Here is a 21,013-nt window from a genome sequence, read left to right as displayed (position 1 = left end):
ATATATGATATAGAGTCAGTAATCAGATTAATATCTGTCAACAGGAGCGTGCTCTCTTGTTGGGTCACGCCAGTAGATATTCTTATCTACAAACTCCTGAGTTGCCAAGAGAGATGGCTTAGGGAGCTTCTCATAATAGCGAGAGATTTCAATCTGCTCACGGTTCTCGAATACCTCTTCCAAAGAGTCGTTATAAGAAGCAAACTCCTGGAGCTTCTTGTTCAATTCCTGCTTAATATCAAGAGAAATCTGATTCGCACGCTTAGCGATGATTGCTACACTCTCGTAGATATTGTTTGTGTCATCACAGAGATCCATGATATTACGAGTCACGGTGTTTGTTGGAGCTTTTGTTTTTTTGTAATCCATAATAATACCTTTATTTAATATCTATTTTGATTGATTCTTATTATTCTTATTTTTGAGAAATTCTATAAATTATTCTTATTCTGGAAGATTCTATAAATCTGCAGATTCTTCAAACTATTTTTATAATGTTCTCTAAATCCATTCAGAAAGATTATTCAAATCCCTTCAGAAAGAATATTCAATTCTCTTCAGATAGATTCTTGCAACAGCTAAATCCCAAAAGAAACTTTACTGATTAGAATTACCGGAACTCAATTTTTCCAGTGCATCCTCTGGATGTTCTTTTTCGAATTCCTTGCATTTCGCAATCATCTTTTCAGCATTGGCACGTTCCTTTGAATCTGGATACTCATTGATGAAGCCGTAGCACTCATCCTCAGCATCCTGATAACGCTCCAGCTGCTTCTCCTCCACACTCATCTTGGCCAGTTCATACTTGCCTTTCATAATCAGTGTGGCAAATGCTTCACGCTTATTGCTATAAGGATAATCCTTCAACGCATTCTGAGCTGTTACGATACATGCCTGATAGTTGTTACCCTCGCCCAGACAGTTGCCAAAATAGCTGCCCAAATCATAATAAAGTTTCGCATTCTTATATTCCTTCTCCACCAGAAGATCCTGCAAAGCGAAAAGACGACTGGTAGCCAAATTCTTCAGACGGGCATCAGGATATACGTCAAGATACTCCTGAAATGCACTGATTGCTGTAATCGTAGTACTCTGGTCAAGACGTGGTTCTGGAGCATTCATATACAGACTTTCGCCTACAAAGAACTTAGCTTGCTCTGCATAGATACCCTTAGGATAACTGGAAACATATTTGCGGAAATACTCTGCTGCTGTCTCATAGTCTTTCATCTCAAACTCACACATGGCGAGCATATACAGACTCTCCTCTGCCTCTGTAGATCCCTTCTTGATAGTAATCAAGTCATTCAGAAGAGTAGCTGCACGAGAATACTTGCCAGAAGCAAAATACTGCTTGGCATACTCATATTTCAAGTTATAATCCTGAGACTTATAAACCTGGTTAAACTGATTTGCACAACTTGACATCAGAAGCGCAAAACAAGCTGATATAAGAATTGTTTTTTTCATTATAATCACGTTTTGTGATGCAAAGTTAACTATAAAATAGCTATCTACAAAGAAAAAAATACACTTTTTCGCATTTTATCATTCTTTATAACTAATTATGCGATTTTTTTTGTAATTTTGCAACCGATAATTTAATTTTATTAAGACTTCGTGTCTCAATACTTGTCAACAAACTGATTTTTGAAATCAACAGATATGGAATTCAAGATAACTTCCAAATACCAGCCTACCGGCGATCAGCCACAGGCGATCAGGCAACTCACTCAGGGTGTGGAGCAAGGAGATCCTGCACAGGTTCTCTTAGGCGTCACCGGTTCGGGAAAAACCTTCACCGTGGCCAATGTCATTGCCAACGTGGGAAAGCCGACCCTCATCCTGAGTCACAACAAGACTCTGGCTGCACAGTTGTATCAGGAAATGAAGGGCTTCTTCCCTGAAAACGCAGTGGAATACTATGTCTCCTACTACGACTATTATCAGCCAGAAGCTTATCTTCCTACTACGGACACCTACATAGAGAAGGACCTTGCCATCAACGAAGAAATAGACAAGTTGCGACTCGGAGCCGTTTCTGCTCTATTATCAGGTAGAAAGGATGTCATCGTGGTTTCCTCTGTTTCCTGTATCTATGGTATGGGTGGACCTACTGCCATGCAGGAAAATATCATCAAGATAAAGAAAGGACAGATACTGGACCGCAATGTATTCCTGCGCCAACTGGTTGATGCGCTGTATGTAAGAAACGACATTGAACTGCAGCGAGGCAACTTCAGGGTGAAGGGTGAAACGGTGGATATCTTCATGGCCTATAGTGACCATGTGCTGAGAGTTACCTGGTGGGATGACGAAATCGACAGTATCGAGGAAGTCGATTCTCTCACCTATCATCGCATAGAATCATTCGACCTATATGAGATTTATCCTGCCAATCTGTTTGTGACTACCAAGGAACAGACAGAACAGGCTATCCGCATGATACAGGACGACCTGGTGAAGCAGGAAGAGTTCTTCAAGAGTATCGGCGATGGAATCAAGGCACAGCGAATCAAGGAAAGAGTGGAATACGATATGGAAATGATCAAGGAATTAGGCCACTGTTCGGGTATCGAAAACTACTCCAGATATTTCGACGGACGACAGGCTGGAGAACGACCATACTGTCTGCTGGACTTCTTCCCGAAAGATTTCCTGTTAGTGGTAGATGAGAGTCATGTCAGCATCCCACAGATAGGTGCGATGTACGGAGGTGATAGAGCCAGAAAGAAGAATCTCGTGGAATACGGTTTCAGACTTCCTGCTGCTTTTGACAACAGACCGCTGACCTTTGAAGAATTCCACAGTATGATCCATCAGGCTATCTACGTAAGTGCCACACCTGCCGACTATGAACTCAGAGAGGCTGAGGGTATTGTGGTAGAACAGTTGATTAGACCGACGGGACTGTTGGATCCTGAAATAGAAGTAAGACCAAGTGAAAATCAGATAGACGACCTGCTGGATGAGATATTGACCAGGACACAAAGAAACGAGCGAGTACTGATCACGACCCTGACCAAGAGAATGGCTGAGGAATTGACTGAGTTCTTGCTGAATCATAATGTGAAAGCTGCCTATATCCACAGTGATGTGGCTACGCTTGACCGTGTGAAAATCATGAACGACCTGCGAGCTGGTGTTTACGACGTACTGGTGGGCGTCAATCTCTTACGTGAGGGACTTGACCTGCCTGAGGTTTCATTGGTAGCTATTCTCGATGCCGACAAGGAAGGTTTCCTGAGAAGTCACCGTTCACTCACACAGACTGCCGGTAGAGCGGCAAGAAACGTCAATGGAAAGGTAATCATGTATGCAGACAACATCACAGAGAGCATGCAGCGTACCATCGATGAAACAGCCCGCAGAAGAAGTATCCAGTTGCAGTACAATGCCGATCATGGTATCACACCTAAACAGATAGAGAAGGCAATTACCTCTGCACTCCCAACATCTGCCGACAAGGAAGCTAACTATCGCATCGGTGACGGCAAGAAGGAAAACAGACGGGTATATGTCGAACCGGAAGGAGGCGCTTTTGCTGCCGATCCTATCGTACGCAGTATGAGTAAGGAGGAACTCGTCAAGAGTATTGAAAACACGACTGCCCTGATGAAACAGGCTGCCAAGGAACTCGACTTCTTGCAAGCTGCACAATACAGAGATGAGATACTGAGACTTCAGAAGGAACTGGAGGAGAAATAAACACTTGGAGAATATCAGAACTGGAGGATTCAAGGACTGGAGAGATCAAAGGACTGGAGGATTCAAGGACTGGAGAAATCAAGAAGTGGAGGAATCTGGAACAGGGAAACCAAGTACTTCAGAAATCCAGGACTATAGAAATTCTGGACTTCAGAAAAAGTAAATTAAAATATTAGAAAAAACAATAGGTAAATAAAAGGTAATAAGATTAAAATTTATGTGGTTAGTATTAGCATTTCTCTCAGCCACACTGCTGGGATTCTATGATGCCTTCAAGAAAAAGGCTCTTTCTGGTAACGCGGTGATTCCGGTGCTCTTTCTGAACACCCTATTTTCATCGCTCATTTTCATTCCGTTCATCATAATGAGCTATACAGGAACTCAGCTGGACGGAACGATTTTTCATGTAGCCGAAGGTGGATGGGAGGTTCATAAATATATCGTACTGAAGAGTATGATTGTACTGAGCAGTTGGACATTCGGCTATTTCGGTATGAAGCATCTGCCTCTTACCATTGTAGGACCTATCAACGCTACAAGACCGGTGATGACACTTGTAGGTGCACTGATTGTATATGGGGAGGTATTGAACCTATATCAGTGGATCGGTGTGATCTTGGCCATCGTCTCTTTCGCCATGCTCAGCAAAAGCGGAAAGAAAGAAGGAATCGACTTCAAGCATGACAAGTGGATCTACTTCATCGTCTTGGCTGCCATATTGGGAGCTATCAGCGGTCTTTATGACAAATATCTCATGGCTCCTCCAGAGAATGGTGGCGTAGGACTGGACAGAATGATTGTACAGAGCTGGTACAATATCTATCAATTCTTCCTCATGGGAGCGATGATGCTCATGATCTGGTGGCCTAAGAAAAACAGTACCACCCCATTCCACTGGCACTGGTCTATCGTATTCATCAGTATCTTCTTGAGCGCAGCAGACTTCGTCTATTTCTATGCATTGAGTTTGCCAGGAGCCATGATCAGTATCGTGAGTATGGTGAGACGCGGAAGTGTCATCGTCAGCTTCCTCTTTGGAGCCGCCATTTTCCACGAAAAGAACCTCAAAGCAAAGTTTGTCGACCTGCTTCTGGTGCTCTTAGGTATGCTCTTCCTTTATTTCGGAACTAAATAAGAAACAGGGAAATTACTGCAAAAAGAATATTCTTTCCATTAAAAACAATAACTTTTTGAATATTTATTTGGCAGTTCGATAATAAAGTGTTAATTTTGCAGACAAAATAATTACCAAAAACAAATAGATTTGATCATGAACAGAACAATTATTACAGTAGTGGGCAAAGATACTGTGGGTATCATTGCAAAGGTTTGTACCTATTTGGCAGAGAATGACATCAACATTCTTGATATCTCACAGACCATCGTTCAGGAGTATTTCAACATGATGATGATTGTTGACATGGGTAAGATGAAGAAGTCTTTTGAGAATGTGGCTGATGAACTTGCTGAGATTGGTAAAGGCATGGGTGTACAGATCAAAACCCAGCGTGAGGAAATTTTTGATATGATGCACCGTATCTAATCAATCCTGATATTCATTCAGGGTATCAGTTTGACACATTAATTATATATATAGATAAAAATACAATTATGATCAACATATCTGAGGTTATCGAAACCAACAAGATGATTGAGCAGGAAAATCTCGACGTTCGTACTATCACAATGGGTATCAACCTGTTGGATTGTGCTGCAACAGATGTAGATGTGCTCTGTCAGAACATATACAATAAAATAACTCGCCTGGCCAAAAATCTGGTAAAAACAGGCGAAGATATCTCTAAGGAATTTGGTATTCCTATCGTCAACAAGAGAATCTCCATTACTCCTATTTCACTCGTAGGCGGTTCTGCATGCAAGACTACAGACGACTATGTGAAGATAGCCAAGACGCTTGACAAATGTGCCAAGGAACTCGGTGTAAACTTCCTGGGTGGTTACTCTGCCATCGTAAGCAAGGGTATGAGCAAGAGCGATGAACTTCTGATTCGTTCTATTCCACAGGCTCTGGCGCAGACTGATTTTATCTGCAGTTCTATCAATGTAGGTTCTACAAAAACAGGTATCAACATGGATGCTGTCCGCCTGATGGGACAAATCATCAAGGATACTGCTGAAGCAACCAAGGACAAGGGTTCATTAGGTTGTGCTAAATTGGTTGTTTTATGCAATGCACCTGACGATAATCCGTTTATGGCTGGTGCTTTCCATGGTGTTAGCGAAGCTGATGCTGTCATCAGCGTGGGTGTCAGCGGTCCTGGTGTTGTAAAATATGCACTGGAAAGTGTTCGAGGTGAGAGTTTCGAGGTTTTGTGCGAGACCATCAAACGTACAGCTTTCAAGATTACACGTGTGGGTCAGTTGGTGGCTAAAGAGGCTTCTGCTCGTCTGAATATCCCATTCGGCATCATCGACTTGTCTCTGGCTCCTACTCCTGCTATCGGCGACAGTGTGGCTGATATTCTCAAGGAAATCGGTTTGGAGCATCCTGGAGCTCCTGGTACAACTGCAGCTTTGGCTTTGTTGAATGACCAGGTAAAGAAGGGTGGCATCATGGCTTCATCATACGTAGGTGGTCTGAGTGGTGCTTTCATTCCTGTAAGTGAAGACCAGGGTATGATTGATGCTGTAGAGGCAGGTGCTCTGACTATCGAGAAATTGGAAGCTATGACCTGTGTTTGCTCTGTAGGTCTTGATATGATTGCAATTCCTGGCGATACTCCTGCAACAACCATTTCTGGTGTGATTGCTGACGAGGCAGCTATCGGTATGATCAATCAGAAGACAACTGCAGTCCGCGTTATTCCTGTTGTAGGAATGAAGGTTGGCGACAATGTTGACTTTGGCGGTTTGCTGGGTCATGCACCTATCATGCCTGTCAACTCTTTCAGTTGTGAAGCATTTGTCAACCGTGTAGGACGCATCCCTGCTCCTATCCACAGTTTCAAGAACTAAATCAGAAAAATCATATAAAAAAGAGAGGGTGTGTCATAAGTCTGTGACGCACCCTTTTTTATAAAGCATTTCCTCAAAAGAAACGCATTTATAACCTCTAACGAAGCGCTTTGTTAAGGTCTAATGAAGCGCATCGTTAAGTGCTAATAAAGCGCTTCGTTAAGTGACTAAAAAAGCGCTTCTTCATCCGTCTATAATTTTCGAGGATTCAGGTTTCATAATTTCCGTCCCTGTACCCACTTTTATTTTTCCCTGCCCACGGAAAAATTCTTGCGTGGGCAGGGAGAAAAATATACCCAGGCAGAGAAGGGAAATTATAAGAGTATTTGTAGAAAACGGGAGTGTCATCGAGAAGGGCATGTTTTAACATTTATTGTAGGAAAATACAGATAGAAAAAGGGTGCGTCACAGACTTATGACACACCCTCCTTTTTTTTATAATTAACTTTATTATTTTCCAACATTGAATCGGAGACCGAACTGGATATTGAAATTCAACTTTTTATCTTTGAAGATATTTTCAATCTGACTTCCATTATCAAAGTAATATTTCATTCCAGGCTCCACATAAACTCCCAATTGAGGAATAAAATCATACTGGATACCAACAGATGCATTTGTTGACCATTGCATCTTATCACGTTTGCTTTCTTTTACTTCTCCATCCGTTTCGGTATGATTCTTAATATTTACAGCTCCTTCGCCACCTGCTGTCACGTAAGTATGCAAGCCTTTATATTCCCATACAGAATAACTCAAATTGAGCGGTATTCCAATATAATGAAGATCTTGGGTAGATACTGTACGGGTATCAGAAACTCCACTGATGAAATCCGAACTGACTTTGGTATAAACCAGACCCGTAGAGAGTTTCAACTTGGGAAGAAGATGAAAGCCCACCTGCATACCTACAGATATCGGTTGATGATGCTTGGTCTCTTCGTAGAGATCCGAAGTTGGAATCATAGCCATATATCTTTCATCAAAGAAACTGGCAATCTTGATATTTTTATCATAATAAACAGGATCAGAAGAAGGCATAGAGCTCATCAATACAGGACTATTGCCTCCCGATGTCTTTCCTATAAATCCATTTTCGCCGTACAACTGGAGTTTCAAGCCACCACGATGATGTTTATCTTTACGTCCCAGTTCTTCATCCATGCTGCTTTGTGCCCAAACAGTCCTTCTTCCGTTCTGAGCAGAAGACATTACATCTCCTTCTGAAGTTATTAGAGAGTTTACTTTCCGAGAAGAACGGGATGAAGGAACCGTTTCTGATTTCTCATTTACAGAACGGGCAGAACTCTGAGTATCTAAATCTAAAGACAAAGCAGATTCAGAACTTACTAATTCTACAGAATTAGATTGAGCAAGAATGTTGTTCCTTGTCTGTCCGCCTCCAGACAAAGTTTGCAGTCCATCTTTAGACATCGCATTTTGAGCATTAGCAGATACAGCAGTCTGACCATCATCATAAATTGCATTTTGACCATTATCAGAGATTGATTTCTGACTATTATCAGAGATTGCTGCCTGACTATCTTTAGAGACTGCTGTCTTCCTTTTATCAATGAAAGTTTTGGGACCTTTGTCAAATATAGCTGCAACTTCATTTTCTGCAACTTCATTCCACGGATGGAAATACACATAGGCACCACCAGCAAGAAGGGCAGCTATTGATGCGGCTATAGAGAAACGACGCATCACAACAGAGCGAGCGACACCATGATTGCTATGGTCGTTTTTATTCGCAAATACCTCATCTTGAGCTAACGATTGTTCTATGTTAGCCCACAACTCATCTCCGACTGGCATTTCATAGTCTGCCATCCGGTCGCGTAGTCTATCTGTCCAATCGTTATTCATATTCCTTATTCTTTAGATAATTATTAATTTTGCTCGCTAAAAGTTTCTTGGCTCTCAAATACTGAGAAGCTGAAGTAGATTCCTTGATATCAAGCATCTCTGCAATCTCCTTGTGACTCTTTTGTTCAAAGACATAGAGATTCAAAACCATTCTATAACCATCAGGCAACTCACTGATCATCTGATTCAGAACTTGCGGTGGCACTTTATCGACGTCTGGATCTTGTTCTTCTATCTCATCTGGGAACTCATCAACAAAAGAAAATTTCGTTTTCTGTTTGATGAAATTGATTGCCTCGTTAGAAACAATCCTAAGAATCCATCCCTTCAACGATCCCTCACCCCTGTATTCAAACCTGTTGACAGAAGAAAGAATCTTCACGAAACTATCCTGAATGACATCATTGAGATCATCACGATCAGGGACATACCTCAGCCCTACAGCCATGGCATATCCCACATATCGGCTATACAGTTGATGCAACGCACTCCTGTCGCCTTTTTTGATGTCATCCAATAATTCCTTTTCTGATTTCATTCTTTAACAACAAGTTACCACAACCGGGTGGTCTTAAACTCATAGCCTTTTATCTAAAAACTGAAAAATATGAAAATCTTGCATCAGATTTATATTTTTTTTGCAAATTTCTTTTTTGTAGGCCATTTAAATTTCTACAACATCCCCCTCCTGAGTTAAAAAACTATGAGGGAAAACGGCTTTTGCCTCATTGAGCAAAACGGCTTCACAATTATATCTTGCACTATAATGGCCTAAAAGAAGTTTACCAACATTGGCTGCTTTAGCTACAAGAGCAGCCTGCTTCGCTGTGGAATGATAATAAAGTTTGGCTCTATCCTCATTCTCCGAAGCATAAGTACTCTCATGATAAAGTACCGTTACATCCTGTATTTTTTTATAAAGCTCAGGCATATACTTTGTATCGCTACAATAGGCATAACTTCTTGGCGTTTCTGCTGGAGTAACCAATTGGCTATTGTCAATAACCTTTCCATCCGATGTAATCCAATCTTTTCCTAACTTGATATTATTAATCTGACTAACCGGTATCTCATAATAGTCAATCATGTCACGTCGGATATGGGGCAATGTAGCCTTCTCGCGGAACAGAAATCCACAGCAAGGAACGCGATGCTGAAGTGGAATTGTTTCTACCGTAAGAGACTTGTCTTCATAGATAATTTCAGACACCTTGGTATCAACGGGAACAAACTCGATTTTATATTCCATACCCGTCATAAAGAAATCTAACTGTTGTTTAAACAAACTCTCATATTCTTTTGGCGCATAGACTTTTAAAGAAGAGGTTCGACCTAACATTCCAAAGGTAGAAAGTAATCCGAGCAAGCCAAAGCAATGGTCACCATGGAGATGAGAAATGAAGATGGCATTAATCTTCCCAAAATGAATGCGGGAGCGCCTGAATTGTATCTGTGCGCCCTCACCACAATCTATCATAAAAGCCTTTCCTCGCAATTCAATAATTTGCGAAGTAGGATAATGTTTAAGGGTGGGCAATGCACTGCCACACCCTAATATATGAATTCTAAAAGGTTCCATTAAAAGTTATCTATAACGTTAATTATTTTCCTCTTGCAAGAAACTTATATCCAACGCATGGAAATATATTATACTTGACGCTTGAAAGTAAAGATTCCAGCATTATTTTCCAAATACATACTGTCAGGGCCTAATTCATCAATCATGAAAGTATCCTTGTTGAGCAACAACTTACCATTGAGAATCTTCCAGGATGTCCAAGGATTCTGTTCTGCCTTCACATGATTCTTGACCTCACCGCCTTCAATAATCTCAAAATTCTTATCCAGACTCGTCCACTTTCCGAGAAGTGAAGTCAGATTAATCACCTGCTGAGCATCCACATCGCCCAGTTCTTCATTTTTTTGACCATTCAATATCAAAGCGATTCTGTCACCTGCCAACAAGCCACCTTTCACGATGTTAGGTTCTTCATCATCGATAAAGACGTTCATGGTATCTCCAGCATCTGTTATCAATTGAAGATTATGCATTGTGGTGCCATCACCGCAAATACCATATATTGTCGAGTCCGGAACATCAACATCTGCTGAATCAACAACAGAAATGACATTGGACGTTTTACGTTCCTTACAACTGTTAACAATAAACAGGCTTACCACAGCTATTGTCATAAAAAATAATTTCTTCATATTTAAATCTCCTTATTATTTATTTTTATCAATATTCGCGATATTGTCTATAATCGCAGAATAACCAATAATCGCAGGATTATCTATATTCCGAATGTTATCAAAAATCAAAACCATTCGTTTCTATAGATTTACCATTACTCTTATTTATATCTATCTATAGATTCATATCACTCTTATCTTAATAGAAAAGATCAGTCTTTATTCTCCTCTTTAGATTGGGCTTCATTTTTCTCTAAAGATTTAGCTTCATTCCAAAGTTGATCCATTTCTTCCAATGAAATATCCTTCAGATTTTTTCCTTTCTTTAAGGTATGATCTTCCACATAATTAAAGCGACGAATGAATTTCTGATTGGTATGTTCAAGTGCATTATCGGGATTCAGTTTATAGAGACGGGCTGCATTGATAACAGAAAAAAGGAAATCACCTAATTCCTTTGTAGAATTTTCCTTATCTTCCTTTGCCAATTCTATTTTCAATTCATCAAGTTCCTCCTGAACCTTATCCCAAACATCCTCTTTGTTTTTCCAATCAAAACCTACATTTCTTGCCTTGTCCTGTATGCGATAAGCTTTAATAAGAGAAGGCAAGGCATTAGGAACACCGCTAAGCACTCTTTCATTTCCATCCTTCTCCTGCTGCTTAATCTGTTCCCAGGTTTTCTCAACAGCAGTTGATGTTTTAGGTTTGACTGAACCCGCCTTTACCAAAGAGTTCTGGTCATCATCAGAAGCTGAATCCTCAGACTCACATTTTTCTTCTTTATAAACCACCTGTCCATTTTCGTTGATATACATATCAGGATTGGATACGCTCCATTCTCCTTCCTCGTTCCAATTGATAAATGGATGTCGGAACATCAGTTTATCAGCTTCCTGATTGCAAACATCGCAGATATCAAACTCACCATCTTCTCGTCCGATGATACTGTAGAACATCACATGCTCCAAAACATCACCCAACTCTTTCTTGATATCTTTATAATCGCGTTTCATCAGTGCATCACAGAGTTCGAAAGTCTCCTCAACCGTATTTGGACGAAGACTCTCGAATGTCTGTTTTCTATCCCAAGGACATTGCAGACGCAGACGGTCCTGCACATCCAACAAGCGACTGAACGCCGCTAACTTTTCTTCTTTCGTATGCATGATTGTAACCTCTCATTAAAGATTATCTTTCCATTTCTTGCCTGCCTTCGTGTTGAGGAAAATGGCAAAAGACAATGCAAACACAAACATCATTACATTAAAAAACAAATATGCTTCCATTTCTTAAAGATTCTTCTTCCACTTCTTTCCCGCTTTCGTATTAAGGAAAATGGCGAAAGAAACAGCAGCCACACACATCATTACATTGAAGAGAAACCAAGCTCCCATAATATCCCAATTCATATTCTTACTCTTTAATTTTTAACAATTCATTGGCAATATAAGCAAGCGTACACCCACAAATAAAGCCAACTATTACACACGCAATATTGATGTCACCCAAGTCCTTACCTGTGAACAGGGGCGACAAACCACCAACAGCGACGCCACTGAACATCAGCTTCGCCATATCATAGAGAAAACCGGCTAACTGTTTTCTTCTATCTTGCTCTGAAACTTCTTTTACTGCATTACTAACCATCGTTTTGTGCAAAAATTAATAATTTTGATGCAAAGATAGTGTTTTTCGCCCAAAAAGTAGTATCTTTGCACCGTTTTTTAAGGAAAAAGAAAGAAAAAGAATAAAAATTAGATATAAGCAATGGAATTAGCAAGTAAATACGATCCACAAGCAGTGGAAAGTAAATGGTATCAGTACTGGCTCGACAACAAGCTTTTCAGCTCTAAGCCAGATGGTCGTGAACCTTATACAGTGGTTATCCCTCCACCAAACGTTACTGGTGTGCTTCACATGGGACACATGCTCAACAATACTATCCAGGATATTCTCGTTCGCCGTGCACGCATGGAAGGTAAGAACGCTTGTTGGGTACCAGGTACAGACCATGCCAGTATCGCTACCGAGGCTAAGGTAGTCAACCGCCTCGCTCAGCAGGGCATCAAGAAGACTGACCTTACTCGCGAGGAGTTCCTCAAGCACGCTTGGGACTGGACTCACGAGCATGGTGGCATTATCCTGAAACAGCTCCGCAAACTCGGTGCCAGCTGCGATTGGGATCGCACAGCATTCACTATGGACGAGACCCGTTCTCGCGCCGTCATCCACGTATTCTGCGATCTTTACAAGAAAGGTCTCATCTATCGTGGTGTGCGCATGGTCAACTGGGATCCTAAGGCTCAGACTGCACTCTCTGACGAGGAGGTAATCTATAAGGACGAGCACTCTAAGCTCTATCACTTGAAGTACTACGTAGTAGAGAAAGACTGCCAGCAGGTAGATGAAGAGAACGTCATTCACAAGGATGAGAAGGGTTACTATGCTGTAGTAGCTACTACACGTCCTGAGACTATCATGGGCGACTCAGCCATGTGTATCAACCCAGAGGACAAGAAGAATACATGGTTGAAGGGTAAGCACGTCATCGTACCTCTCGTCAACCGTGAGATTCCAGTCATCGAAGATACATACGTAGATATCGAGTTCGGTACAGGTTGCTTGAAGGTAACTCCAGCTCACGATATCAACGACCACGCTCTCGGTTTGAAGCATGGTTTGGAAACCATCGACATCTTCAACGACAACGGTACCATCAGCGAAGCTGCTGGTCTCTATGTAGGTATGGACCGCATGGACGTGCGCAAGCAGATTTCTATCGATCTTCAGAATGCTGGTTTGATGGAGAAGATTGAGGACTATAATAATAAGGTGGGTTTCTCTGAGCGTACCAATGTGCCTATTGAGCCAAAGCTCTCTACACAATGGTTCCTCAAGATGCAGCACTTTGCCGACATCGCCCTCCCTCCAGTAATGGACGATGACATCGAGTTCTATCCTAAGAAGTATAAGAACACCTATCGCCACTGGTTGGAGAACATCAAGGACTGGTGTATCAGCCGTCAGCTCTGGTGGGGTCACCGCATCCCAGCTTACTACTTCGACAATGCCGGCAAAAAGGATTTCGTAGTAGCAGAAACTGCAGAGGAAGCATTGAAGCTCGCTCAGGAAAAGAACGCCAACATCAAGGCTGAGGATCTTGAGCAGGAAAGCGACTGCCTCGATACTTGGTTCTCTTCATGGTTGTGGCCTATCTCATTGTTCGATGGTATTGAAAATCCTGACAACGAGGAGATCAACTACTACTACCCTACTTCCGACCTCGTAACAGGTCCGGATATCATTTTCTTCTGGGTAGCACGTATGATTATGGCAGGCTACGAGTATCGTGGCAAGATGCCATTCAAGCACGTATATTTCACAGGTATCGTTCGCGATAAGCTCGGCCGTAAGATGAGTAAGAGTCTCGGTAACTCACCTGACCCACTCGATCTGATTGACAAGTTTGGTGCCGATGGTGTTCGTATGGGCATGATGCTCAGCGCTCCAGCGGGCAACGATATCCTCTTCGACGAGAGCCTCTGCGAGCAGGGACGTAACTTCAACAATAAGATTTGGAATGCTTTCCGTCTTGTTAAGGGTTGGGAAACAGCCGACATCGAGCAGCCTAAGAGCGCAGAAATCGCAGTGAAGTGGTTTGACGCTAAACTCAAGGAGGTAAACGAAGAGATGCAGAAGCAGTTTAAGGAATATCGTATCTCTGAGGCTCTGATGACTGTATATAAGTTGTTCTGGGATGAGTTCTCATCTTGGTACCTGGAGATGGTAAAGCCAGCTTATGGTCAGCCAATCGACCAGAAGAGCTACGACGCTACCCTCCGTTTCTTCGATGCCCTCCTGAAGATGTTGCATCCATTCATGCCATTCATCACCGAGGAGTTGTGGCAGCACATCTACGACCGCAAGGATGGCGAGAGCATCATGCGCGAGAAGCTGGAGATGCCTGCACCTACAGCCGAGGAGCAGAAGTTGACAGCAGACATCGACGCAGTGAAGCAGATTATCGCCGGTGTTCGTACTGTCCGCAACCAGAAGAACATTGCACAGAAGGAGCAGTTGTCTCTCCAGGTAGTTGGCAAGAACGATTTCGAAGCTTTCAATGAGGTAACTCTCAAGATGGCTAACCTCGACAAGATTGAGGTCATTGCAGAAAAGAGCGCTGATGCATCCAGCTTCATGGTAGGTACTGACGAGTTTGCCGTTCCTTTGGGCGACCTTATCGACGTAGCTGCCGAGATTGAGAAGGCAGAAGCTCAGCTCAAGCACTTAGAAGGCTTCCTGATGGGTGTACGCAAGAAACTCAGCAATGAGAACTTCGTGGCTCACGCTCCAGAGAAGGTTGTAGCTCTGGAGCGCAAGAAGGAGAGCGACTCAGTAGAGAAGATTGCTGCCCTCAAGGCAACCATCGAGGAGCTCAAGAAGAAGTAATTAGAAACATAATTAGAAGTAATTATAGACATAGTTAGAAATAATTATAGATATAATTAGAGACATAATTACGGAAAATAATTATAAATAATGTTTAGTGTTTAGTGTGTCATACGCTAAGCACTAAACATTTAACCTTTTTAGATATAAACATGATCAAGAAGCTTTTCACCTTATTTATATGCATGATTTCGCTCGCGATGACTTTTACGGGTTGCAGCGAAGAGGCTTTTGATACGGATAGCGTCAACAAGCAGACTATCCTGGCGTTCTATCCATGGACGGGAGGCAAAAGCAGCACGGAATTATTGGGCTATTTGCAGAACAACATCGACAGCATCTGCGATGGCATCATCGACAGAAAGGGACTCAACAATTCCCGCGTTCTGGTGTTCCTAAGCGATAAATATAACCACAGCACGCTCTATGACTTGCAATATAATGCTACTACCAAAAGCGTGGACCGTGTTCCCCTGAAGGAATACGAGGGTGCTTCGTATGCCTCAGCCGAGGGCATCGCAGATATTCTGAACGAGGTGAAAACGCAAGCCAGTGCACTGAACTATGCCCTCATCGTGGGAGCACATGGTTGTGGATGGACTTATGCCAGCGACTGGAACAAATACCCTTACTATGCACGTCCAAGCGTAACACGACCAAGCGATAGCGCCTTGAGCGGCTATTCCGCAGCCGACAATTCAGCTACCGGCTATTCTGCTACCGGTATCTCCTCTTTCAGCGGCATTCAGTTTGGTCCTGATCCCAACGCCCCCCTCACCCGCTTCTTCGGCAGTGTGAGCCTGGCAGAAAACGCCATGGATATCAGCACCCTTGCCGAAGGCATCAGAGAGAGCGGATTGAAGATGCAATACATCCTCTTCGACGTCTGCTACATGAGCAATATAGAAACCGCCTACGAGTTGAAAGATGTTACCAACTATCTCGTCGCTACCAGTAGTGAAATCATGGCAAAAGGAATTCCTTACCGCTCAATGTGGAGCTATCTTAATGGAACGACACCAAACTATAGCAGTCTTGTAAATGGCATCGTAAACTTCTACAAGAATAGCAATTTTCCATATTGCAATATGGCTGCCATCGATTGCAGACAATTAGATGAGCTGGCAAATGTAATGAAAGAAATCAATCAAAAATATACATTAGATACCACGATTCCTCTCGACTCCATCCAGCCACTCGATGGTTTCTTGCCACATCTGACCTATGACATGGCTGTATATGTTGACAGTTTGAGACCAAATGGTTATCTGAAAGAACAATTCAGCAACCAACTGAAGAAAACAGTCAAAGCTGCAGCACATACTGATTGCGCATATACAGCTTTAAGACAGTATCCAGAAGTAACAATTAAGATCAAGAATTATTGCGGTCTTTCAATTTCTGACCCAAGCCAGCATCCTGTTGCCATCAGAGGTAAAGAGAAAACTGGCTGGTGGAAAGCTACACATGAATAAAAGAAGACCATACATTATATATAATATCATAAGCAAATGAAATTCTTCGTTATATTAAATAATCAGCAAGAAGGACCATATACGATAGCCCAACTTGCAGAAATGGGTATTTCATCAGAAACCTTAGTATGGAAAGAAGGTATGAAAGACTGGCAACCAGCCTGGACTATTTCTGAACTCCGTTACATTTTGAATGAAAAGACAAATGAATATAGGAATGCTTCTTCCACAGGCATGCAACAAGAAACTGCAATTCCGCCAACACCCCCTTCGGCTCCCTATAAAGAGGAAAAGAAACCACAAAATCATTATTTGCTTAAAATTTTCGGTGGACTTGTCTTGCTTCTCCTCATTATCATGGCTCTGACAAATCCGAATAAAGAATCACATGAAAATGCCATTCGCACAGAAGTAAGTAAAGCCGTGGAAAAAGCAACAACATCTAATGGCAATGATATCTTCTCACAAGGTTTTGGAATGATGGCGAGAATGCTTGCAGGTAATTTTATTGACTCGGCACTTGACAATCTCTTCGAATATCATAACTATCTGATTTTCTCGAAAGGTACTGTGACTATTCAAGACAAAGAACATACAGTAAGTTATGGAATTTTCGGAAAAGTCATTACTATGAATTCTGACGACATGGTAAAAGCATTGGAAGGAAACAACCCAGAAAATACCAGTTCTGACGAGTACGATTCAAGTGAAAACACTACTGATGAAAAAAAATTGGGCGAAAGCACAACTGATGAAAGAGATTTGGGCGGAAATATCCAGAAGAAGTTGGAAGACAGAGCCAATCAAGCTATGGATAAGGCTGCAGACAAGGTGAGCAAGAAAATCGAGGAAAAGATAAATCAGAAAATAGATCAAGCTACTGATTCTACTACAATAGATAAGATTATCGATAAGATTCTGGAATTAATATAAAAAGATAAAAACATCAAAAAATCCCAAACAGAGATTGAATATCAACCAACTGTTTGGGATTTTTTGTATCCATATTTATAATTTACTGTTTTTCAGCAATTTAGGACAGATATCTGTAAACTGACACTTACCACAATCTGGGTTAGCACTTTTACAAACATACCTACCATGCAGGAGTAACCAGTGATGAGCATTAGGAATATCTTCCTTTGGAATATGCTTCATCAGGTAATCTTCTACTTTACGAGGAGTATCAGCGGTTTTAGGAACTAAGCCCAAACGGTGACTTACGCGATAAACGTGTGTATCAACAGCCATCGTAGCCTTACCAAACCAAACTGCCCGTATCACATTTGCAGTCTTTCGCCCTACGCCAGGAAGTGTAACCAACTGAGCCATTTCGGAAGGAACCTCTCCATTAAAATCACATACCAGTTTACGCGACATTTCCACCAAATGCTTAGCCTTGGCATTAGGATAACTGACAGATTTAATCAGATCGTAGATATCATCCTCCTCAGCCTGAGCCATTCTGTTTGCATCAGGATAATGGGCAAAAAGAGCAGGTGTAACCATATTGATACGCTTGTCTGTACATTGAGCCGAAAGCAAGGTTGCCACCAAAAGCTGAAATGCACTACCAAACTGCAACTCCGTGGTTACATGTGGCATGGATTGCCGAAAGTAATCCAACACAAATTGATACCGCTCGTCTCTTAACATAATAATATTACTTCTTTGCAGCAGGGAGTGTGCTCTTGTAAGCCTTGTTAAGACCAGAGATTACTTCATTGGTAATATCATAAGCCTTGTCTGCGTACAGCAAGTTGTCGCCACTCTTAGAGAAGATGATGCTATATTTCTTATCCTTATTATATCTTGCCAGATAATTAGCGATGCTATCATGAAGAGCCTTATTGTACTTCTCCTGTTCTGAAGCAAACTCGTTGCTCAAACGCTGCTGCAATCCCTGCAAATCATTATTCTGCTTCTGTATAGCAGCCTGTCTTTGCTCAGCAGCCTCACGACTTAAAGCATTCTGCTGAATCTGCTGCTGGAAATTAGCAGCGGCAGCCTGCAAGTTCTGCTGCTTCTGTGCAAGAGTAGCCTGAATGTTCTGACCCTTCTTTTCAAGAATTGCAGCATACTCCTTTGCGAATTTATATTGAGTCATGATAGAATCCACCTCAACATAAGCAATCTTTAACTCAGCCGGAGCCTTACTTTCAGATTTAGCTTCAACCTGTGGCTGTGACTTGTTGCAAGATGTTAGTGACAAAGCGACCATAGCAGCAAATGCCACTGACCCCAAAATGTTCTTTTTCATTTCTTCTATAATTTTATTATTACTTAATATGCTTTTCCTGCCTGACGAGCCTCTCTGTCCTGATCCATGACACAATGAATGCCCTGCTTGCGCAAGCCTGGATTATCATGCACATGCTGGGAAGAGAACTTTCCGTTCTTCCTAAAAATCAACTTAACTGATAACAATGCTATACAAATAGCAATTATTAACACACTAAATAGGAATATCTTTACCATTTTTATTAATTTTGCAGTGCTTTAATTAGCACATTTGGTTGCAAAGGTAATATTTTTTGGGGAATATCCCAAATAAAAAGCCAGAAATAGTAAGTAATTATAAATAAAATAACATTCTTTTCTAAAAAAAGTAAGTTATTAATAGTACAACAATAATATAAAAACATATTGATATGGAAAAAAATGAGTTAAAACCATCATGCGTTTTCGAGCAATTCGCAAAAATCAATCAAATACCTCGTCCTTCTAAGCACGAGGAAAAGATGATTGAGTTCCTCAAAGATTTTGGCGAAAGCAGAAATCTTGAAACCAACGTTGACAAAACGGGCAATGTGATCATCAGAAAGCCTGCTACACCTGGATACGAAGACAGAGAAACCATCATACTCCAGAGTCACATGGATATGGTTTGCGACAAGTTGGTAGATGTAGATATCGACTTTACCAAGGATGCTATCCAGACTTATATAGATGGCGAATGGTTAAGAGCTAAGGGAACTACTCTGGGTGCTGACGACGGAATTGGATGCGCGATTGAACTGGCTATCCTTGACAGCAATGAGATCGAACACGGTCCTATTGAATGTGTCTTTACACGCGATGAAGAAACTGGCTTAACAGGTGCTCATGGCATGGAGGCAGGTTTTATGACTGGCAAAATGCTCATCAACCTGGATTCTGAGGATGAAGGACAGATTTTCGTTTCCTGCGCTGGTGGACAAACCATTCACGCTACGTTTGAATTTGAACGCGAACAAGCTCCTGCTGGTTACTTCTTCATCAAATTGAATCTGAAAGGCTTAAATGGCGGTCACTCTGGTGATGACATCAACAAGAAGCGCGCCAATGCCATCAAACTTCTCGCCCGCTTCCTGTATTTGGAGATGGAAAAGTTTAACGGCGACATCAGATTAGTCAACTTCAATAGTGGTAAGATGCACAATGCCATCCCTCGTGATGGTCAGGTAGTATTAGCTATCAAGAATGAGGTAAAAGAACAGGTTCGTATAGACTGGAACATCTTTGCCTCAGAAGCTGAAGAAGAATTCCATGTTACAGAAAAGGATATGGTCTTCAATATGGAATCTGCAGAATCATCTCCTGTCATCGAAAAAGCAACAGCAGAAAAGTTCATCATGGCTTTACAAGCAGTAGATAACGGTCCGCTGACAACCTGCCAGGATGAAGCTATTGCATGGATGGTAGAAACTTCCAGCAATGTAGCCAGTGTGATAACTACAGACAGCTCTATTGACATCGTAGCTTCACAACGCAGTAATGTGATGAGCAATCTTGAAAACATGACCAATACTGTGAAAGCTGCCTTCCAGCTGGCTGGAGCTAAAATTACTGTAGGCGACAAATATCCAGCATGGAAAATGCGTACAGATAGCAAACTAACGGAAATCACCGTCAAGAGTTACGAAAAACTTTTCGGAAAGAAACCATTAGTCAAGGGTATTCATGCAGGTCTGGAATGCGGCCTCTTCTCAGAAAAATATCCTGATTTGGACATGGTTAGCTTTGGTCCTACTCTCCGAGAAGTACACACTCCACAGGAAGCACTCTATATCCCAACTGTGCAGATGGTATGGGATCATCTTCTGGAAATACTCCACAATGCACCACGCAAAGGATAAAAGTTAAGTAACAGGCAAGATTAGTACGGGCTGATAGCCTAATAGCACATAGTCCCACAGATTCCAGATATACACAGATTTGGGCTTTCCGCCATAAAAATCTATGTAAATATTTAAAGTCTGTGGGACTTTTTTAGTTTACATGATGCGGCTTATGACGCACCTACTTTTCTTTTATCCAGAATCATAAAATATACTAAATTCAGCAAAAATAGAAAAAAG

The 21,013-nt window shown here is 41.7% G+C and carries 19 protein-coding genes; 8 read left to right on the top strand and 11 right to left on the bottom strand.

The window, feature by feature from the left end:
• Positions 1-27: 27 nt before the first annotated feature.
• The gene (locus tag DW917_RS07620) at positions 28-369 is read right to left on the bottom strand and encodes a DNA-directed RNA polymerase subunit omega (protein WP_022109793.1); all 342 of its coding nucleotides are present in this window, start codon (positions 367-369) and stop codon (positions 28-30) included.
• A 228-nt stretch (positions 370-597) separates the two neighbouring features.
• Positions 598-1,470 (bottom strand): outer membrane protein assembly factor BamD, encoded by an 873-nt coding sequence (locus DW917_RS07615; RefSeq protein WP_022109792.1) that lies wholly within the window; start codon positions 1,468-1,470, stop codon positions 598-600.
• Between the two features lie 195 nt (positions 1,471-1,665).
• Between DW917_RS07615 and uvrB the strand changes: the two genes are divergently transcribed.
• The 4 genes from uvrB to DW917_RS07595 all read left to right on the top strand — a co-directional run bounded on the left by uvrB (position 1,666) and on the right by DW917_RS07595 (position 6,684).
• Positions 1,666-3,708, top strand: coding sequence for an excinuclease ABC subunit UvrB (uvrB, locus tag DW917_RS07610; protein WP_118117458.1), 2,043 nt, complete (start codon positions 1,666-1,668; stop codon positions 3,706-3,708).
• 217 nt (positions 3,709-3,925) lie between these two features.
• The gene (locus DW917_RS07605) at positions 3,926-4,843 is read left to right on the top strand and encodes a DMT family transporter (RefSeq protein WP_022109790.1); all 918 of its coding nucleotides are present in this window, start codon (positions 3,926-3,928) and stop codon (positions 4,841-4,843) included.
• Positions 4,844-4,978: 135 nt separating this feature from the next.
• Positions 4,979-5,251 carry an ACT domain-containing protein gene (locus tag DW917_RS07600; protein ID WP_022109789.1) on the top strand — a complete coding sequence of 91 codons (273 nt, stop codon included), beginning with the start codon at positions 4,979-4,981 and terminating at the stop codon, positions 5,249-5,251.
• A 68-nt stretch (positions 5,252-5,319) separates the two neighbouring features.
• Positions 5,320-6,684, top strand: coding sequence for a PFL family protein (locus tag DW917_RS07595; protein ID WP_118117456.1), 1,365 nt, complete (start codon positions 5,320-5,322; stop codon positions 6,682-6,684).
• Positions 6,685-7,134: 450 nt separating this feature from the next.
• Here the strand turns inward: DW917_RS07595 and DW917_RS07590 are convergent, their stop codons facing one another.
• The 6 genes from DW917_RS07590 to DW917_RS07565 form a co-directional block, all read right to left on the bottom strand.
• Positions 7,135-8,553 carry a hypothetical protein gene (locus DW917_RS07590; RefSeq protein ID WP_147344136.1) on the bottom strand — a complete coding sequence of 473 codons (1,419 nt, stop codon included), beginning with the start codon at positions 8,551-8,553 and terminating at the stop codon, positions 7,135-7,137.
• Positions 8,546-9,091 carry an RNA polymerase sigma factor gene (locus DW917_RS07585; RefSeq protein ID WP_118117451.1) on the bottom strand — a complete coding sequence of 182 codons (546 nt, stop codon included), beginning with the start codon at positions 9,089-9,091 and terminating at the stop codon, positions 8,546-8,548. Before DW917_RS07585 ends, DW917_RS07590 begins: the two co-directional genes overlap by 8 nt.
• Positions 9,092-9,217: 126 nt before the next feature.
• Positions 9,218-10,132 (bottom strand): ribonuclease Z, encoded by a 915-nt coding sequence (locus tag DW917_RS07580; protein WP_118117449.1) that lies wholly within the window; start codon positions 10,130-10,132, stop codon positions 9,218-9,220.
• A 68-nt stretch (positions 10,133-10,200) separates the two neighbouring features.
• The gene (locus DW917_RS07575) at positions 10,201-10,764 is read right to left on the bottom strand and encodes a hypothetical protein (protein WP_118117446.1); all 564 of its coding nucleotides are present in this window, start codon (positions 10,762-10,764) and stop codon (positions 10,201-10,203) included.
• A 194-nt stretch (positions 10,765-10,958) separates the two neighbouring features.
• Positions 10,959-11,915 (bottom strand): YabN family protein, encoded by a 957-nt coding sequence (locus tag DW917_RS07570; protein ID WP_118117444.1) that lies wholly within the window; start codon positions 11,913-11,915, stop codon positions 10,959-10,961.
• A 247-nt stretch (positions 11,916-12,162) separates the two neighbouring features.
• A complete protein-coding gene (locus DW917_RS07565; protein WP_118117442.1) occupies positions 12,163-12,396 on the bottom strand; it encodes a hypothetical protein in 234 nt (77 codons plus the stop codon).
• A 120-nt stretch (positions 12,397-12,516) separates the two neighbouring features.
• Between DW917_RS07565 and DW917_RS07560 the strand changes: the two genes are divergently transcribed.
• From DW917_RS07560 to DW917_RS07550, 3 genes are all read left to right on the top strand, one after another.
• Positions 12,517-15,198, top strand: coding sequence for a valine--tRNA ligase (locus tag DW917_RS07560; protein ID WP_118117440.1), 2,682 nt, complete (start codon positions 12,517-12,519; stop codon positions 15,196-15,198).
• A 152-nt stretch (positions 15,199-15,350) separates the two neighbouring features.
• Positions 15,351-16,673 carry a clostripain-related cysteine peptidase gene (locus tag DW917_RS07555; protein WP_118117438.1) on the top strand — a complete coding sequence of 441 codons (1,323 nt, stop codon included), beginning with the start codon at positions 15,351-15,353 and terminating at the stop codon, positions 16,671-16,673.
• 36 nt (positions 16,674-16,709) lie between these two features.
• A complete protein-coding gene (locus DW917_RS07550) occupies positions 16,710-17,606 on the top strand; it encodes a GYF domain-containing protein (RefSeq protein ID WP_118117436.1) in 897 nt (298 codons plus the stop codon).
• Between the two features lie 75 nt (positions 17,607-17,681).
• On the opposite strand, the gene nth is transcribed toward DW917_RS07550, so the two are convergent.
• Genes nth through DW917_RS07535 form a run of 3 tightly spaced genes read right to left on the bottom strand, consistent with a single transcriptional unit; the run spans position 17,682 to position 19,151 of the window.
• Entirely contained in the window at positions 17,682-18,329 is a 648-nt protein-coding gene (gene nth / locus DW917_RS07545; RefSeq protein ID WP_118117434.1) for an endonuclease III, read from the bottom strand.
• A gap of 7 nt (positions 18,330-18,336) precedes the next feature.
• Positions 18,337-18,933, bottom strand: coding sequence for an OmpH family outer membrane protein (locus DW917_RS07540; protein WP_118117432.1), 597 nt, complete (start codon positions 18,931-18,933; stop codon positions 18,337-18,339).
• 23 nt (positions 18,934-18,956) lie between these two features.
• On the bottom strand, positions 18,957-19,151 hold the full coding sequence (locus tag DW917_RS07535) for a hypothetical protein (RefSeq protein ID WP_118117431.1): 195 nt from the start codon (positions 19,149-19,151) through the stop codon (positions 18,957-18,959).
• Positions 19,152-19,324: 173 nt separating this feature from the next.
• On the opposite strand from DW917_RS07535, the gene DW917_RS07530 reads away from it, so the two are divergent.
• Positions 19,325-20,791 (top strand): aminoacyl-histidine dipeptidase, encoded by a 1,467-nt coding sequence (locus tag DW917_RS07530; RefSeq protein ID WP_118117429.1) that lies wholly within the window; start codon positions 19,325-19,327, stop codon positions 20,789-20,791.
• Positions 20,792-21,013 lie beyond the last annotated feature (222 nt).

The organism is Prevotella sp. AM42-24 (assembly GCF_003461825.1).
Taxonomy (GTDB): domain Bacteria; phylum Bacteroidota; class Bacteroidia; order Bacteroidales; family Bacteroidaceae; genus Prevotella; species Prevotella hominis.
The sequence above is the reverse complement of the archived record's forward strand: the minus strand, read 5'-3'. Positions and strand labels throughout refer to the sequence as shown.

Excerpts from the sequence above, each read along its gene's own strand:
- DW917_RS07575 (WP_118117446.1), bottom strand. The coding sequence starts at position 10,764 with ATGAAGAAATTATTTTTTATGACAATAGCTGTGGTAAGCCTGTTTATT.
- DW917_RS07615 (WP_022109792.1), bottom strand. The coding sequence starts at position 1,470 with ATGAAAAAAACAATTCTTATATCAGCTTGTTTTGCGCTTCTGATGTCA.
- DW917_RS07530 (WP_118117429.1), top strand. The coding sequence starts at position 19,325 with ATGGAAAAAAATGAGTTAAAACCATCATGCGTTTTCGAGCAATTCGCA.
- DW917_RS07585 (WP_118117451.1), bottom strand. The coding sequence starts at position 9,091 with ATGAAATCAGAAAAGGAATTATTGGATGACATCAAAAAAGGCGACAGG.
- DW917_RS07560 (WP_118117440.1), top strand. The coding sequence starts at position 12,517 with ATGGAATTAGCAAGTAAATACGATCCACAAGCAGTGGAAAGTAAATGG.
- DW917_RS07540 (WP_118117432.1), bottom strand. The coding sequence starts at position 18,933 with ATGAAAAAGAACATTTTGGGGTCAGTGGCATTTGCTGCTATGGTCGCT.
- DW917_RS07570 (WP_118117444.1), bottom strand. The coding sequence starts at position 11,915 with ATGCATACGAAAGAAGAAAAGTTAGCGGCGTTCAGTCGCTTGTTGGAT.
- DW917_RS07595 (WP_118117456.1), top strand. The coding sequence starts at position 5,320 with ATGATCAACATATCTGAGGTTATCGAAACCAACAAGATGATTGAGCAG.
- uvrB (WP_118117458.1), top strand. The coding sequence starts at position 1,666 with ATGGAATTCAAGATAACTTCCAAATACCAGCCTACCGGCGATCAGCCA.
- DW917_RS07620 (WP_022109793.1), bottom strand. The coding sequence starts at position 369 with ATGGATTACAAAAAAACAAAAGCTCCAACAAACACCGTGACTCGTAAT.
- DW917_RS07590 (WP_147344136.1), bottom strand. The coding sequence starts at position 8,553 with ATGAATAACGATTGGACAGATAGACTACGCGACCGGATGGCAGACTAT.
- DW917_RS07580 (WP_118117449.1), bottom strand. The coding sequence starts at position 10,132 with ATGGAACCTTTTAGAATTCATATATTAGGGTGTGGCAGTGCATTGCCC.
- DW917_RS07535 (WP_118117431.1), bottom strand. The coding sequence starts at position 19,151 with ATGGTAAAGATATTCCTATTTAGTGTGTTAATAATTGCTATTTGTATA.
- DW917_RS07550 (WP_118117436.1), top strand. The coding sequence starts at position 16,710 with ATGAAATTCTTCGTTATATTAAATAATCAGCAAGAAGGACCATATACG.
- nth (WP_118117434.1), bottom strand. The coding sequence starts at position 18,329 with ATGTTAAGAGACGAGCGGTATCAATTTGTGTTGGATTACTTTCGGCAA.
- DW917_RS07555 (WP_118117438.1), top strand. The coding sequence starts at position 15,351 with ATGATCAAGAAGCTTTTCACCTTATTTATATGCATGATTTCGCTCGCG.
- DW917_RS07565 (WP_118117442.1), bottom strand. The coding sequence starts at position 12,396 with ATGGTTAGTAATGCAGTAAAAGAAGTTTCAGAGCAAGATAGAAGAAAA.
- DW917_RS07600 (WP_022109789.1), top strand. The coding sequence starts at position 4,979 with ATGAACAGAACAATTATTACAGTAGTGGGCAAAGATACTGTGGGTATC.
- DW917_RS07605 (WP_022109790.1), top strand. The coding sequence starts at position 3,926 with ATGTGGTTAGTATTAGCATTTCTCTCAGCCACACTGCTGGGATTCTAT.